Annotated in this window: 11 protein-coding genes; all 11 read right to left on the bottom strand. The window is 72.7% G+C overall.

What is annotated here, in order from left to right; all coding sequences use genetic code 11:
* Window positions 1–5 precede the first annotated feature (5 nt).
* Window positions 6–845 (bottom strand): TIGR03619 family F420-dependent LLM class oxidoreductase, encoded by an 840-nt coding sequence (locus ABD932_RS10500; protein WP_345011014.1) that lies wholly within the window; start codon window positions 843–845, stop codon window positions 6–8.
* A 202-nt stretch (window positions 846–1,047) separates the two neighbouring features.
* Window positions 1,048–2,304 carry a serine hydrolase domain-containing protein gene (locus tag ABD932_RS10495; protein WP_345011012.1) on the bottom strand — a complete coding sequence of 419 codons (1,257 nt, stop codon included), beginning with the start codon at window positions 2,302–2,304 and terminating at the stop codon, window positions 1,048–1,050.
* 64 nt (window positions 2,305–2,368) lie between these two features.
* Complete coding sequence (locus tag ABD932_RS10490) at window positions 2,369–3,049, bottom strand: HAD-IA family hydrolase (protein ID WP_345011010.1); 681 nt, start codon at window positions 3,047–3,049, stop codon at window positions 2,369–2,371.
* Window positions 3,046–3,903, bottom strand: a complete 858-nt coding sequence (locus ABD932_RS10485; RefSeq protein WP_345011008.1) for a sugar phosphate isomerase/epimerase family protein — start codon at window positions 3,901–3,903, stop codon at window positions 3,046–3,048. Before ABD932_RS10485 ends, ABD932_RS10490 begins: the two co-directional genes overlap by 4 nt.
* Window positions 3,900–4,664, bottom strand: a complete 765-nt coding sequence (locus tag ABD932_RS10480; RefSeq protein ID WP_345011006.1) for an SDR family NAD(P)-dependent oxidoreductase — start codon at window positions 4,662–4,664, stop codon at window positions 3,900–3,902. The genes ABD932_RS10485 and ABD932_RS10480 overlap by 4 nt, the downstream gene beginning before the upstream one ends.
* A gap of 168 nt (window positions 4,665–4,832) precedes the next feature.
* On the bottom strand, window positions 4,833–5,981 hold the full coding sequence (locus tag ABD932_RS10475) for an alcohol dehydrogenase catalytic domain-containing protein (RefSeq protein ID WP_345011004.1): 1,149 nt from the start codon (window positions 5,979–5,981) through the stop codon (window positions 4,833–4,835).
* Complete coding sequence (locus ABD932_RS10470; RefSeq protein WP_345011002.1) at window positions 5,978–7,399, bottom strand: ROK family protein; 1,422 nt, start codon at window positions 7,397–7,399, stop codon at window positions 5,978–5,980. The genes ABD932_RS10475 and ABD932_RS10470 overlap by 4 nt, the downstream gene beginning before the upstream one ends.
* Window positions 7,396–8,643: a sedoheptulose 7-phosphate cyclase gene (locus tag ABD932_RS10465; protein WP_345011000.1), complete on the bottom strand. Its 1,248-nt coding sequence runs from the start codon at window positions 8,641–8,643 to the stop codon at window positions 7,396–7,398. Before ABD932_RS10465 ends, ABD932_RS10470 begins: the two co-directional genes overlap by 4 nt.
* Window positions 8,644–8,753: 110 nt before the next feature.
* On the bottom strand, window positions 8,754–10,400 hold the full coding sequence (locus ABD932_RS10460) for an FAD-binding oxidoreductase (RefSeq protein WP_345010998.1): 1,647 nt from the start codon (window positions 10,398–10,400) through the stop codon (window positions 8,754–8,756).
* 245 nt (window positions 10,401–10,645) lie between these two features.
* The gene (locus tag ABD932_RS10455) at window positions 10,646–12,385 is read right to left on the bottom strand and encodes a VanW family protein (RefSeq protein WP_345010996.1); all 1,740 of its coding nucleotides are present in this window, start codon (window positions 12,383–12,385) and stop codon (window positions 10,646–10,648) included.
* Between the two features lie 240 nt (window positions 12,386–12,625).
* The gene (locus ABD932_RS10450) at window positions 12,626–13,771 is read right to left on the bottom strand and encodes a DUF475 domain-containing protein (RefSeq protein WP_345010994.1); all 1,146 of its coding nucleotides are present in this window, start codon (window positions 13,769–13,771) and stop codon (window positions 12,626–12,628) included.
* Window position 13,772 lies beyond the last annotated feature (1 nt).

The following is a 13,772-nucleotide window of genomic DNA, read 5'->3' as shown; positions in this document are numbered from 1 at the left end:
AGGGCTCACTCGCCCCGCCACGCCGCGATCGCCAGCTCGTACCGCTCCAGATACCGCTCGACCACGCTGCGCCCCGCCGCCGGCAGCAGGGTCAACACCCGGGTCACGCCCGCCTGTTCGCACCGCTCCAGGACGCGCGGGTCATGCGGTACGCCGGCCAGCACCACGGGGACCGGACCGCGCCCGGCGTCCTCGGCCCGCTTGCGCAGCTCGGGGATGCGCCCCAGCGTGTGGGTGAACGTCTCCTCGTTCGCGAAGTCGGGCAGCCAGGCGTCGCCGTAGGCCAGGACCCGCTCCAGGACCCGCGGCCCCATGCCGCCGATCATGACCGGCGGATGCGGCCACTGGGCCGGCTTGGGCCACGACCACACGCCCTCGAAGGCGACGCTCTTCCCGGCGTAGGAGGCCTCCCGCTGCGTCCAGATCGCCCGCATCGCCTCCACGTGCTCGCGCATCCGCGCGAAACGGCGGTCCGGATCCACCCCGTGGTGCCGCATCTCGTCCACGGCCCAGCCCGCCCCGACGCCGAAGTCGACGCGGCCGCCGGACAGATGGTCGACGCTGGCGACGGTCTTGGCCAGCACCAGCGGATCGTGCTGGGCCACCAGGCAGATGGCGCTGCCGACCCGCAGCGAGCGGGTGGCGCAGGCGGCGGCCGTCGCGGCCACGAACGGATCCAGCGTCTCGCGGAACTTGTGCGGCATCCGCTCCGCCTGCCGGCCCGCGACCGCGTGGGTGTGCTCGGCGAAGTACAGGGCGGTGTGCCCGTGTTCCTCCAGCAGCCGGGCCAGCGGCCCCGGCGGCATGGTGGCGGGGGTGGCGAACACGGAGGCGCCGGTTTCCATGAAGTGAGCTCCGGTGGGGGGAAGTTGACGTACGGGAGGTGGAGTTGGCGTACGGGAGGCGGGAGGCGGGAGGCGGGAGGCGGGAGGCGGAAGGGGAGTGCGGTGATCGTACGAGGACCGGCGGGCGCCGCGGGCTTGTGGCCCGGGCGCCCGCCGGTGCGGCCGTCGCCGGGGGAGGGGGTCGGACCCCGGCGACGGCCCGTCACGCGCCGAGCCGGGATACCGCCCGCGCGAGAGCCTTCAGCAGCGAGGAGGCCCGCTTGTCGTCGGGGCCCACCGCGATGAGCCGGTTGGTGATGTAGGAGAGGCCGACTCCCGCGCCGGGCCAGGCCAGATGGGCCGAACCGCCACCGCCGTCGTGCCCGAAGGAGTCGCCGTCCACGCCGTCGCGCGGGGTCGACCGCAGCCGGAAGCCGGCACCGCCGTACACCATGCGGATGTCGATGAGCGGATCGGTCTTGCGCACGTACTCGCGCCGCGCGTCGTCCAGCACCTCACGGGAGAGGAGGGTGTACTCCTCGCCGTGCGCACGGGTCGCGTCCGTGGCCAGGATGGCGTACAGCCGCGAGATGGCCCGTGCCGTGCCGATGACATTGGCCGCGGGTATCAGCGAGGTGCGCCGCTCCGGGCGGTTCCAGACCATCTCCTCGTGCGGGAACGGGATCGGGTTCTGCCAGATCCGCTGGGTCATCGGATCGTCGCTGGTGAAGAACCCGGTGTACTGGGCCAGGAAGTGTGCCCCGTACTCCAGCCGGGCCACCTCGCCGGCGCGCTCCGCGGGAACGCCGTACGACATGTCGAGCTCGTGCGGGGCGGCGATCTCCTCGGCGAAGAACCGGTCGATGGTGCGCCCGTCCACGCGGCGCACGACCTCGCCGGCGATCCAGCCGGCCGTGTACGGCCCGTACAGGATGCCTCCGGCCCGCTCGTCCTCCTCCGGCGCCTGCTCGGCGATGAGCCGGGCCATCGCCAGCGGATCGGTGATGTCGTCCTGGCCGAGCGGCACCCGGACCCCGGGCAGACCCGCGGTGTACGACATCACCTGGCGCAGCGTGATGCGCTCCTTGCCGTGCCGGCCGAACTCGGGCCAGTAGCGGGCGACCGGGGCGTCGAAGTCGATCAGGCCCTTCTGGACGGCGACGAGCAGCGTGATCGCCACGATCCCCTTGCTGCCGGAGAAGATCAGGGACTTGGTGCCGGGCTCCCAGGGGCGGCCGGTGCCGGAGTCGGCGACTCCGCCCCAGATGTCCACCACCTTGGCGCCGCGCCACCAGGCGCAGAAGGCGCCGCCGAGCTCGTCGCGCTCGCGCAGATTGCGGTCGAACTCCTCGCGGACCTCCTCGAATCCCTCGGCGACATAGCCCTCGGCGACGAGGCCGTGGTCGGCGGGGCCGGCGAGCCGGACGTCGGGGGCGCCGGGGACGGCGGGGACGGTGGTGGTCTCGGGCAGGGTTGTCATGGGCTGGAAACTCCATCAAGTGCGGTGCGGAACAGGGATGTTGGGGTGGGGCGAGACCTCGTCGTCAGGCCCGGGACACCGGCTCGGGGTGCTTCAAGGTCAGGCGCAGTACGCCGCGGCCGGTGTCGGTGACGGTCACCTCGCGCAGGTCGCGCACCCTCGGGCAGCCCTCGGCGGCCGGGCCGCCGTGGCCGCCGACCACCACGGCGGGGGCGCCCGCCGCGGCCGCCGCGCGCAGCCCCGCCTCGGCGTCCTCGAAGACGACCGTCGCGGCCGGGCGGACGTTCAGGGCCGCCGCGGCGGTCAGATAGCCCTCCGGGCTGGGCTTGCCCTCGCGCACGTCGTCGGCGCTGACCAGCAGGGACGGCAACGGCAGCCCGGCCGCCGCCATCCGGCGGTGCGTCAGCTCCCGTCCGGCGGAGGTGACCACGGCCCAGCGGGCACCGGCGAGTGAGGCAAGCAGCTCCGGCGCACCGGGCACGGGCACGATCCCGTCGACGTCCTCGACCTCCTCCGCGACGAGTCGTGCGGTCTCCGCCGCCACGTCGACGCCCGCCGGGGCGTACCGGGCGACCGTCTCGCCCGTGCGGCGGCCGTGCGCGGTGGCGAGGATCCGGTCGGCGTCGAGCCCGTGCCGCCGGGCGAAACGCCGCCAGGTCCGCTCGACGACCACGGTGGAGTCCACCAGGGTGCCGTCCATGTCGAAGAGCAGGGCCTCGGCGGAGAGCGTGGTGCGCGACGTCATACGGCTGCCTCGGTGCGGTGAGAGGGGGCGGGGGACGGCGTGGGGCGGGCGGCGCGGGCCCGGGCCCAGGCGAGGTCGCGGAGCGGGAGGGCGGTGTCGCCGTCGCGGTAGTCGTTCTCCAGGACGAGGGCGCGCGGCGCGGGGCCGTACGCGGCCACGGCGGCGAGGACGTCGTCCAGACGGCCGTCCCCCGTGCCGAGCGCGGCGCTTCCCTCCGCCCGGAGGTGTCCGTCCTTGAGATGGATCTGGTCGGCGAGGTACGGCCCCACGGCCGCCACCCACCGCACCGGGTCGCGCCCGGCCACGCACAGGTTGTACGGGTCCAGCAGCAGCCGGAAGCCCGGCGAGCCGACCTTCTCGACGAGGTGCGCGGCCCGTTCCGGCTCCAGGACGTTCTCGTTGGCGAGGACCAGCCCCCGGGCGTTGGCCTCCGTGGCGGCCCAGGCCAGGATCCGTGCGGTGCGCCGGAAGTCGTCCGGGGTGTCGATGGCGCTGCGCCGGAAGCTGGGCAGGAACACCAGCGGCACACCGTAGGCGTGCGCCGCGTCGAGCAGTCGTACGACCACCACCCTGGCGAGGGTGCCGTCGGCGCTGCGCGAAGGGGCGGTGAGCCCGATGTCGTTCAGGGTGTTGGCGGTCAGCCCGAGCAGCGCGACGCCTGCTTCGGCCCGCGCCCGGAGCACCGCCTCGACCGTCCCGGGGTCGTCGGCCCACGGGCCACGGCCCGGACCGCCGAGGTCGAGCTGCACACCGTCGGCGCCCAGGCGTGCCGCGTGCCGGACGGCCTCCTCGGCGCCCTCGGCGGGAAGGCGCCAGGAGGTGAGGCCTACGGTGGTGGCGGCCGGGGCGGTCATGCGGGGACCTCGCGGCTCTGGGAGACGGGGCGTGCCTCCCGTACGGAGCGCCACTGGCCGTACTCGTCCACGATCAGGCTGTCGCCGTGGTGGTCGGCGGCCCCGGCGGTGACCAACTCGTGGGCCAGCGCGGCGAAATGCCGAGGGCGCATGTAGGCGCCGTAGTCGAAGTCGGCGGGGCGGCGCTGCCGGATTCCGGGCGTGTCCACCATGCCGGCCGGGAGTGCCTGCACGACACGGACGCCGTCCGCGCCCTCCTCCTGGGCGATCGAGTCCAGCAGCGCGCTGCCTGCGGCCTTGGTCGCCGCGTAACCGGAGCGTCCCGGACCGGCGTTGTAGACCACCTCGGAGGAGATGCCGAGGAACAGCCCGGACCGCGCGCGCCGCAGGACGGGGAGGGTGGCCGACAGGGTCAGCCACAGGCCGTGCAGATTCACCTCCACCTGCCGGCGCCACTCGCCCTCCTCGACGTCCCCGAACGGCGCGCGGCGGGTGCCGTACGACACGGCCGAGTAGCAGACGGCGTCCAGCGGGCCGGCGCCCGCCCCGTCGAGCGCGGCCCGGGCGGCGTCGGCGTCGGAGAGATCCAGCGGGGACCAGTGCAGCAGGTCGGCACCGTCTCCGGTGGGCCTGCTGCGGCTCAGCACCAGCACATCGAGCCCGGCCCGCGCCCAGGCCTCGGCGACCGCGCGCCCGATCCCGGTCGAGCCACCGACGACCAGGGCGCGGCGGGGGGCCGGTGATGGGTGGGGGACGGTCATTTGGGCTCCTTGGGCGAGGGGTTGGGGGCGGTCGGTGGTCCGTCGGGCGGGGCGTTCTGGCCGGCTTCCGGGTGTGCTTCGTGGCGCGGGTGCTGTCGTTGCGGCGTCGGCACAGTGGGCGACCGGTGTGTGCCCGCCCGGCGTCGTCGGGCGCGGTGGCCCGGGTGGTCAGGTGGGCTGGGTGGTCGACGTGGGTGTGGGTGGGGTGATGTGTACGGCCAGCTTGATCAGGCGGTGGCCCTGCCAGGTGCGGTCGCGGTGGAGGGCCAGGTGGTGCATGATCCGGGCGGCCTCGTCGAGGTCGGCGACGTGGGTGACCAGGTCGCGGTACCGCTCGGGGGCCGCCGCCAACTCGGCCGCCGCGTCCCGCAGATGGTGGTCCGCCACCCCGCGGTGACCGAACAGCCGCACCCGCGCTCCCGCGTCCGTGACGGCGTGATCGACGCGCGCCGGGCTGGGGCGGCCGCCGCAGTTGGCCGCGCGGACGGCGGCGAGTTCCACTCCGGGAAGCAGCGGACTCCGGGCGTCGGAGGGAAGCCCGCCGAGCAGGTCGACGGTGAGCTCCCCGGGCACGGCCCGCAGTGCCGTCTCCAGACAGCGCAGCGTCGCGTCGCGGGGCGTCGCCAGGACGACGCCGACGGGTTCGTCGCCGACCACGGAGGACAGGGCGTCCGGGCCGTCGGCCGGGCTGAGGAGGACGTCCGCCCGGTGCGCCCGGCCCTCGCTCCAGGTACGGCCGGCGTCCGTGTGGTGGACGTGCACCGTGCGCACGCCGGGCCCGAGCATGCGGCCGGCCGCCCGGACGGCCAGATGACCGACCGTGCCGTCGCCGAAGACGAGCAGCGTACGGATGCCCGCCCGCTCCAGGACCGAGAACGCGTACCGCACGGTCGCGAGGGGCTCCAGCAGGGCGGCCAGGCCGTCCGGCTCGAGGGGCTCGGGCAGCGGCATCACCAGCCCCGCGCGCACCGCGCTCGCCGGGATGAGCGTGCGTTCCTGGAGCAGGCCGTCGAGATGATGACCGAGCAGGAAGGACGGGTCGTCGGGATGGGTCGGGTTGACCACGACCCGGGTCCCGGGCCCGAGGGCCGGATCCACACCGGGCCCGGCCGCCACGACCAGCGCGGTTCCCTCGTGCCCGATCACCGGCGCCGGGTCGCCCCGCAGCCCGCGCAGCATCTGCAGATCCGTACCGCACAACCCGGCGGTCTGCGGCGCGAGCAGAACCTCCCCGGCCGCCGGCCGTGGGGTGGGCCGCGGCTCCACCCGGACGCGGGTGCCCGTACGGACGATCGCGCGGTGCTGGGAGACGGTCATCGGGGGGCTCCTGCGGGGAGTGGGCCGGTCGTGCCCGGGGTGGCGTGCGCGGGGACGGCCGGGCTGCCGTCGTCCGTGGGACAACCGGCCGTGTGGGGGCCGCCTGTGTGGGGATCGGCCGTGTGGGGATCGGCCGTGTGGGGACCGCCCATGTGGGGACCGCCCATGTGAGAACCGGCCATGTGGGGACCGCCCATGTGAGAACCGCCCATGTGGCGACCGACCACGGATCCGGCACCTCCGCCCTCCCGCCCCCACCACCCCGACAGGCCACCGCCCGCGGCGATCCCCGCACCGATCAGCGGGTCCGCCTCGCCCGGCCGGGACGCGGTGACACGGCGGGCGGCCCAGTCGGGGGAGCGGTCGGCGGTGAGGTACAGACCGGTGCGGGTCAGATGGGTCAGCAGGGCGCGTCGTACGTGGTCGCCGAGGCCGTACACCACCCCGCCCGTGAGCACGATCTCGTCGAGCTCCGGGTCCAGGCACAGCGCGGTGCGCAGCACGGCCGCGAGGGGCTCGGTCGCCGCCGCGAGCAACGCCTCGGCGGTCGCGTCACCCGCGTCCAGCGCCTCCCGCAGCGCACCCTCGAACCCGGCCTCCTCCCCGGCCCGCCCCAGCGCCGACGCCGCCCACCGCTCGCCGTCCCGCGCCCGCATCAGCCCGGCGAGACGCCGGATGCCGGGGCCCGAGGCGTACGCGGCGACATGACCGGGCTCGCCGCAGTCGCAGACGGGGCGCAGCTTGGCGGGCAGGAGCGGGGCCGGTACGGCGTCCGGTGCCGGCGCGCCCGGTGTGGCGGTCGGCACCGGCGTGGCCGGTATGGCGGCCGGGAGGTGGCCGATCTCGCCCTGCAGCCCGCAGTCGTCCACCGGCACGGTGCCGGTGCGCAGATCCAGGGTGCGGCAGGCGATGCCCGTGCTGACGGTGACCAGGAGCAGCTTGCGCAGGGTGCGCCGACGCGGTGCGGCGGCCGCGTGCAGCAGCGCCGCCGTCACGTCGTTGACGAGGTGCCAGGCGACCTCCGGCCGGGCCGCGCGCAGCGCGCCGAGCAGATCGAAGGGCTCGGCGTGCGCGCCCCACAGTGGCGCCGAGGCGTACACCGTCCCCGTACGGTGGTCCAGCGCCGCGCCGAACGACACTCCGGCACGGCTCGCGCCCGGGGCGACGGCGGCGCACAGCGCGTCGACCATCCGGCTCCGCAACTCCCGCACAGGCAGCCCGGGATGGGTCCGTACGCTCGGCGACGGCCCGTCGACCAGATCCCGCACCCCGCGCTCGGCGGACCAGATCCCTCGGCGCAACCGCGTGCCGCCGACGTCGACGACCGAGATGTCCCCGCTGCCTTCGACGCCGGTGTCGAGGCCGGATTCCAGGCCGGTGCCGAGACCGGTGCCGAGGCCGGTGGTCTCCTTCGTCACGACGCCGCCGCCAACACCCCGGCGTCCTCCGGCACACCCTGCGCGGCGGCCCGCTGCCGTACGAACTCCCGTGCGCGGCCCAGCTCTTCGCGGGTGAGGTCGTTGACGAACCGCACCCGGCCGATGCCGTCGGTCAGCGGTACCCGCTGGAAGCCGTCGCGGTGCTTGACGGCGTCCCGCAGGGCCTCCTCCAGCAGGTCGGTGGTGAACACGGGGTGGGTGATCGGGAGCCCGGCGGTGTGCATCAGGCGCAGTGCGCGGTCGGTGTCGTCGGCGGACAGCAGGCCGCGGTGGTGGGCCAGGGCCACGCAGATCGCCATGTCGACGGCGACCGCCTCACCGTGCAACAGCGGGGGATCGGCGCGCAGTTCGAGGGAGGGGCTGAAGGTGTGGCCGTAGTCGACCGACCGCTCCAGCACCTGTTCCCACAGGTTGGGCTCCAGTTCGTCGAGCATCCCGGCGATGGCCCGGGAGATCACCTCGGTGGCGGCGGGCCCGCCCGCGGCGAGGCTCTGCGGGCCGGCGTCGGCGAACGTGGTCTCCAGGAGCTCGAACAGCGCGGCGTCCTTGACCAGGGCCATCTTGATGATCTCGGCCGTGCCGTTGACGATGTGCCGCGGGTCCACGGTGGCGAGGAACTCCGGGTCGATCAGGGCGGTTTCGGGCGCGTAGTAGGTGCCCAGGCGGTTCTTGTGGGTGCCGTGGTTGACGCCCGTCTTGACGCCGATGCCCGCGTCGATCTGGCCCAGCAGGGTGGTGGGGACCCGGACGTAGGGGACCCCGCGCCGGTACAGGCTGGCGGCGAATCCGGCCACGTCGAGGACCACGCCGCCGCCGACGGCGACGACCTTCTCGGTGCGGCGCAGCAGACCCATCGCCGTCATCGCCTCGGTCACCTCGACGGCGCTGTCCAGTTCCTTGGCGGCCTCGTCGCCGGGGAGCACCTTCCAGAAGGACTCCACGCGCCAGGCGTCCAGGTAGGCGCGGATGCGCTCCGCGTAGAGCGTGTGCACCTTGTCGTCGACGACCACCAGGCAGCGGGTCGGCTGCTGACCGTCGGCGCCGCAGGCGCGGGCGAGCACCGGGTTGGCCGGGTTCAGCAGCCCCCGGACGATGTTCACGTCGTAGCCGACGGGCTCACGTGACTGCACCCGCCAGGTCAGGCCGGGCGGCTTGGGCAGATCGTGGGGCGTGCCGAAGACGGGGGTCGCGGCAGCGGTGGGCAGGGGAAGGGAAGGAGACATGGCGCATCCTCGTTCCTGGGGGAGTGTCTGCAGGTCGATAGGGGGCCGCACCCGCGCGTGACGGGCGTTCGCGGCCTCGGAGCCTCGGAGCCTCGGAGCCTCGGGTCCGGTCAGGCCCGTACGGACTGGCGGTGCCGGAAGACGTCGTTCGGGTCCCAGCGCCGCTTCACGTCCCGCAGGCGCCGGTAGTTCCCCTTGAAGTAGAGGTCGTGCCAGGGCACGGACGACCGGTTGTAGCGGGGGTCACCGAGGTCGGAGTCGGGATAGTTCACATAACAGCCGTCGGTGCGCTCGTCCGGCACGGGCACTCCGCCGGTGCCGGCGTACACGTCGGCGTAGACACCGCGCACCCAGGCGATGTTGGCCGCGTCGTCGTTCTCGTCGTACCAGTACGCCTCGTAGGTGACCTTCATGATCGAGTCACGCTGGGCCACGGCCGTCGCGGCCGGACCGACCTCGGCGATCCGCCCGCCGGTGGACGGCATGACCAGCCCGGCGATCCTTGCGTTCTGCGGCGAGCGGGTCAGGTGCTCGTAGACCGCCTCGATCTGCTGCCGGGTGAGACCCCGGCGGTGGTACGCCGACTTGTGCTTGCCCCGCATGTTGGGATCGGTCTGCGTGGGGCTGACGGTGCCCACGTAGCGGGTGGCGCGCAGCCAGGGCAGCCGCTGCGTGGTGGCGTATGTCGACCGGTGCGTCCCGCCGGTCCGCTCCGGCACCCCCGGCGTGTCGCTGACACCGAGGGCCTGGTTGAGCCCGGTGAGGAAGTCGGTCAGCAGACGTGGGGCGTCCGGGACCGTGGCGTCCAGCTGGGCGATCAGGGCGATGTCGCCGGCCGACTGGTGGTTCGGCATCAGCCAGACGCACATGTCCTTGTACGGCGACGAGACGTCCTTGTGCCGCTCCAGCCAGGAGCCGTAGAACTCCAGCAGACCGACGAAGCCGGCCTTGCTGACGTCCTCCCAGGGCCAGGACGCCATCGTCACGTACACCTCGGCGGGCGGCCTGGGCAGCAGTGCCCCCGGATCCGTGCCGGTGCTGCCCGGTGTGCGGAACCAGTACTTGGTGATGACCCCGAAGTTCCCGCCGCCGGCGCCGGTGTGCGCCCAGAACAGGTCGCGGTTCGGGTCGGCGGGGTCGCGGCCGGCCACGACGCTGCGGGCCCTGCCGGACGCGTCGACGACCACGACCTCCACGGCGTCGAGATGGTCGACGGTCAGGCCGTGGGCGCGGGAGAGCATTCCGTAGCCGCCGCCGCTGACATGGCCTCCGACACCGACGGAATAGCAGGCACCGCCGGGAATCGTGACGCCCCAGCCCTCGTAAAGGGATTCATAGACCCGGAGCAGAGTGGCCCCGCCCTCCACGGCGAATGCCTGCCGTTCCTCGTCGAAGGAAACGGCGTTCATCCGGGACATGTTGATGACGACCTCGACTTCCGAGTTGAAGACGAAGTCCTCGAAACAGTGTCCGCCGCCCCGGATGCTGATGCGCTTCTTCCGGTCCACCGCGTCCTGCACCATGGCGACGACCTCGCGCGTCGTCGTGGGCAGCACGATCCGTTCCGGGGCCGCGACCCACCGCTGGTTGAGGCCCGATGTCAGATCGGCGTACCGCGCGTCGCCCGGTGTCACGGTCACAGCGCCCGCCGTGGCTCCCGCTGTCGGGGCGGCCGTGGCGGAACCCGACGCCAGTCCGACACCGATGGCCGCGCCGGACCCCGTGAGCAGCAGACGGCGACGATTCATCGAACTCATGCGAAAAAGCCCCCGTTCACGTTCGAGCCCCCCGCTGGGGGATTCGTGAGCAACGTAGAACGGCATCCGGCGGCAGAACAAATGCCGGATCCGGAAGGCTTATACGCGATCCGTATCGCTGGTTTCGCTCATGCGTCGGGCGAAATAAAGGCTGCCGGATCAGCCTGGTGAGTTCGGACTCGCGCCCTCGACCGTTGTTTCCGGGAAAGGGATTGATGCGTCAGGGGAAAGACCCCGATATCCGCTCACTCGCAGACGATCTCGTCCCTCGGGGTGTAGTGCGTACGGAACGGCTCCCGCTTCACCTCTTCGCCGCCCTGGACGAACACCCGCTGCACGGTGACGTCGAAGCCCTCCAGCGGAGTCTGCGGCACGCACTTCTTGTCGGTGCTGACCTTCTTCTCCGGCTGCTTCACGTTCGTGCGCGGACCGGTGACCGACTCGATCTCGTCGTACTTCTTGGTGCCGAGGAAGGTGATGGTCACCGAGGTGTCGGTGGACTCGGCCTGGATGTAGATGGCCTTGCCGGAGTCGTTGCGGAACTTCAGGTCCAGGCTGCCCCAGGCGACCGTGGCCTCGCGGCCCTCCGGGTAGCGCTCGATGTAGAAGGAGTGGGCGCCGTACTCCACGGGCTTGACCCCGGCGAAGAACATGGCGTTGAACATGGTCGTCGCCACGGCCGAGACGCCGCCGCCGGGCGCCTTGGTGAACTCGTCGTTGAGGATCATGATGCCCTCGGTGAAGCCGTTGGCCTCGGTGCGCTCGCCGACCGTCCTGTTGAAGCTCCAGGTGTTGTCCGGCATGACGACGGAGCCGTTGATCAGCTCCACGGCCCGGCCGATGTTCTTCGTGCGGTACGGCGCCGACTCGAAGTTGACGGTGAACGAGGACATCTCCTCCGTCAGGCCCAGCCGCTCGGCGTTCTCGGCGGTCACCTGCGGCTGCGTCACCTGAGCGGCGATCTCGCCGGTGCGCGCGGACCCCGACTTGGTGAGCAGCGGCAGCACGGCCTTGCCCAGCGCCTTGTCGGTGACCAGTACGCCGGCCCTGGCGTCGTCGGCCGCCACGACCTCGCCGCCGTCGAGGCTCAGCGTGGCGTTCCGCGGCCTGGCGGGCAGGTCGGACAGGGGCTCGGTGACCGCGGGGGCGGCGCGCAGGCCCTTGGCGTCCAGGTGCGCGGTGAGCTTGCCGGTCTTGTCCGGCCGCATCGTCAGGTACTCGCCGAGGACCGCCGGGCCGAGCGTGAACCGTTCGCCGGCCGCGGTGAGCATGACCGGCGCCGACATGGCCGGCTGCGCGAACTCGCGCACCGCTCGTCGCACCTCCGCCGCCGTGACCTTCGGCTTGGTCTCGCGGGCGGGCAGGGCCGTGACGGAGTCGGCCTTGCCGCTCAGGAAGGCGGTGCGCAGGGGGGCGACGGCAGCGTCCGTGTCGAGGGCGTAGCCGTTGTGCGGGGCGACCTCGCGGGCCTGGCCGTCGGCGAAGGTGACGGCGCCGTCGCGGACCTTCTGGTCGAGCGACTTGGCCAGCGTCTTCAGGGCCGAGTGGGCCTTGGCCTCGTCGACGCGTACGGCCGGCTCGACGGAACCGCCGGAGCGGAAGAGGCCGCCGATCACGGTGAACGGGTCGGCGGCGTGCGTGCGGGCCGCGGTGTCCACCGTCTTCTCGTAGTCGAAGGTGATGCCGACCTGCCGCGGATCGACCGTGCCCTTGCGGTCACCGACCGTCACGGTCAGCTCCCGCGGCGCGGCCGGGCCCAGCCGGTCCTCCAGCTTCCGGACGGCCTCCGCTCGGCTCAGCCCCCCGATGTCGACGCCGCGCACGGTCGTACCGGCGTCTATGTCCCCACCGGCGAGCAGCAGCCCGGCGACGTAGAGGCCGCCGACGCCGACGGTCAGGGCGCCGCCGGCCAGGGCAAGGGGCCGAAGGGGGGTGAAACGGGAAGCTGAGGCAGTTCGCGGGGCTGAGGGGACGCGCAGGCGCATGGGTCTCCCGGGCGGACGATCGACAGGGGCGGCGCGTCCGACGACGCGACGCTGGGCGCGAGGCAAAGCACATCCAGCTAGCCATAATCGGACGAAAACGCCTATGTCGCAGACCACGTATGTTTCAGATCACGTGTCCCGGTGCCCGGGTCGCAGCCGCCCCAAACGGCCGAACGCAGCGTGGGAACGCCCCGCACGGACAGGCGGTCGCGTTCCCACGCTGTGTGCGGGATCTCCCTCTCACGCCCCGGACGGCACCTCCGCCTTCTCGTCCGGCGCCACTTCGTCCGCCTCGGACGCCCCCAGCGCCTTGTTGCGGCGGACGGAGGCGACGAAGGACGCGGCGATCAGGACGACGCCGATCAGGCCGGTGATGATCTCGCTGATCTGGTGCTGGATGGTGATCAGCAGGATCGCCGCGAGGGCACCGATGGCGTAGTGGGCGCCGTGCTCCAGATAGACGTAGTCGTCGAGGGTGCCCTGGCGGACCAGGTAGACCGTGATCGACCGGACGTACATGGCGCCGATGCCCAGACCCAGCGCCATCCAGAAGATGTGGTTGGTGATGGCGAAGGCACCGATCACGCCGTCGAAGGAGAAGGACGCGTCCAGGACCTCCAGGTACAGGAAGAGGAAGAACGCCGCCTTGCCGGCCAGGGCGACCGCCGAGACCGGCCTGCCCTCGGCCCGGGCCTTCTCCTCCTCCTCGTGCTCGTGTTCCTCCTCGTCTTCGAGCCGGGCCTCGAAATAGCCGGAGAGGCCGCCGACCACGAGATACGTGATCAGACCGGCGACGCCGGAGAGCAGGACGGTGGCCGTCTTGTCCGCGTGGCCGGTGCTGACGTGGGCGTGCGTGGCGAAGGTCATCGCCGTGGCCAGCAGGGCGATCAGCGCGAGGCAGACCGCCAGCATGTCGATCTTGCCGAGCTTCGCGAGCGGGCGCTCCAGCCAGCCCAGCCACTTGATGTCGCGGTCCTCCAGGATGAAGTCCAGGAAGATCATCAGCAGGAACATGCCGCCGAAGGCCGCGATCGCCGGGTGGGCGTCGGTGACCAGGGCCTCGTAGCGCTCCGGTTCGTCGAGGGCGAGCTGGACCGCCTCGACGGGGCCGACCTTGGCGCTGATGGCGACGATCACCACCGGGAAGACCAGCCGCATGCCGAAGACGGCGATCAGGATGCCGAGGGTGAGGAAGATCCGCTGCCAGAAGGCGTTCATCTTCTTCAGGATCCCGGCGTTGACGACCGCGTTGTCGAAGGACAGCGAGATCTCCAGGACCGACAGGATCAGTACGATCCCGAAGGCCTCCCAGCCCCACTGCCACGCGGCGAAGGCGAGGCCGAGCGCCGTCACGGCGAGCGACCAGCCGAAGGTCCGCAGTACCACC

The organism is Streptomyces shaanxiensis, assembly GCF_039537145.1.
GTDB classification, from domain to species: domain Bacteria; phylum Actinomycetota; class Actinomycetes; order Streptomycetales; family Streptomycetaceae; genus Streptomyces; species Streptomyces shaanxiensis.
Note: the sequence above shows the minus strand (reverse complement) of the source record. Positions and strands in the feature narration are given on the sequence as shown.

Coding starts and splice junctions, on each gene's coding strand:
- ABD932_RS10465 (WP_345011000.1), bottom strand. CDS start 8,643: ATGTCTCCTTCCCTTCCCCTGCCCACCGCTGCCGCGACCCCCGTCTTC.
- ABD932_RS10455 (WP_345010996.1), bottom strand. CDS start 12,385: ATGCGCCTGCGCGTCCCCTCAGCCCCGCGAACTGCCTCAGCTTCCCGT.
- ABD932_RS10500 (WP_345011014.1), bottom strand. CDS start 845: ATGGAAACCGGCGCCTCCGTGTTCGCCACCCCCGCCACCATGCCGCCG.
- ABD932_RS10495 (WP_345011012.1), bottom strand. CDS start 2,304: ATGACAACCCTGCCCGAGACCACCACCGTCCCCGCCGTCCCCGGCGCC.
- ABD932_RS10490 (WP_345011010.1), bottom strand. CDS start 3,049: ATGACGTCGCGCACCACGCTCTCCGCCGAGGCCCTGCTCTTCGACATG.
- ABD932_RS10475 (WP_345011004.1), bottom strand. CDS start 5,981: ATGACCGTCTCCCAGCACCGCGCGATCGTCCGTACGGGCACCCGCGTC.
- ABD932_RS10480 (WP_345011006.1), bottom strand. CDS start 4,664: ATGACCGTCCCCCACCCATCACCGGCCCCCCGCCGCGCCCTGGTCGTC.
- ABD932_RS10485 (WP_345011008.1), bottom strand. CDS start 3,903: ATGACCGCCCCGGCCGCCACCACCGTAGGCCTCACCTCCTGGCGCCTT.
- ABD932_RS10460 (WP_345010998.1), bottom strand. CDS start 10,400: ATGAGTTCGATGAATCGTCGCCGTCTGCTGCTCACGGGGTCCGGCGCG.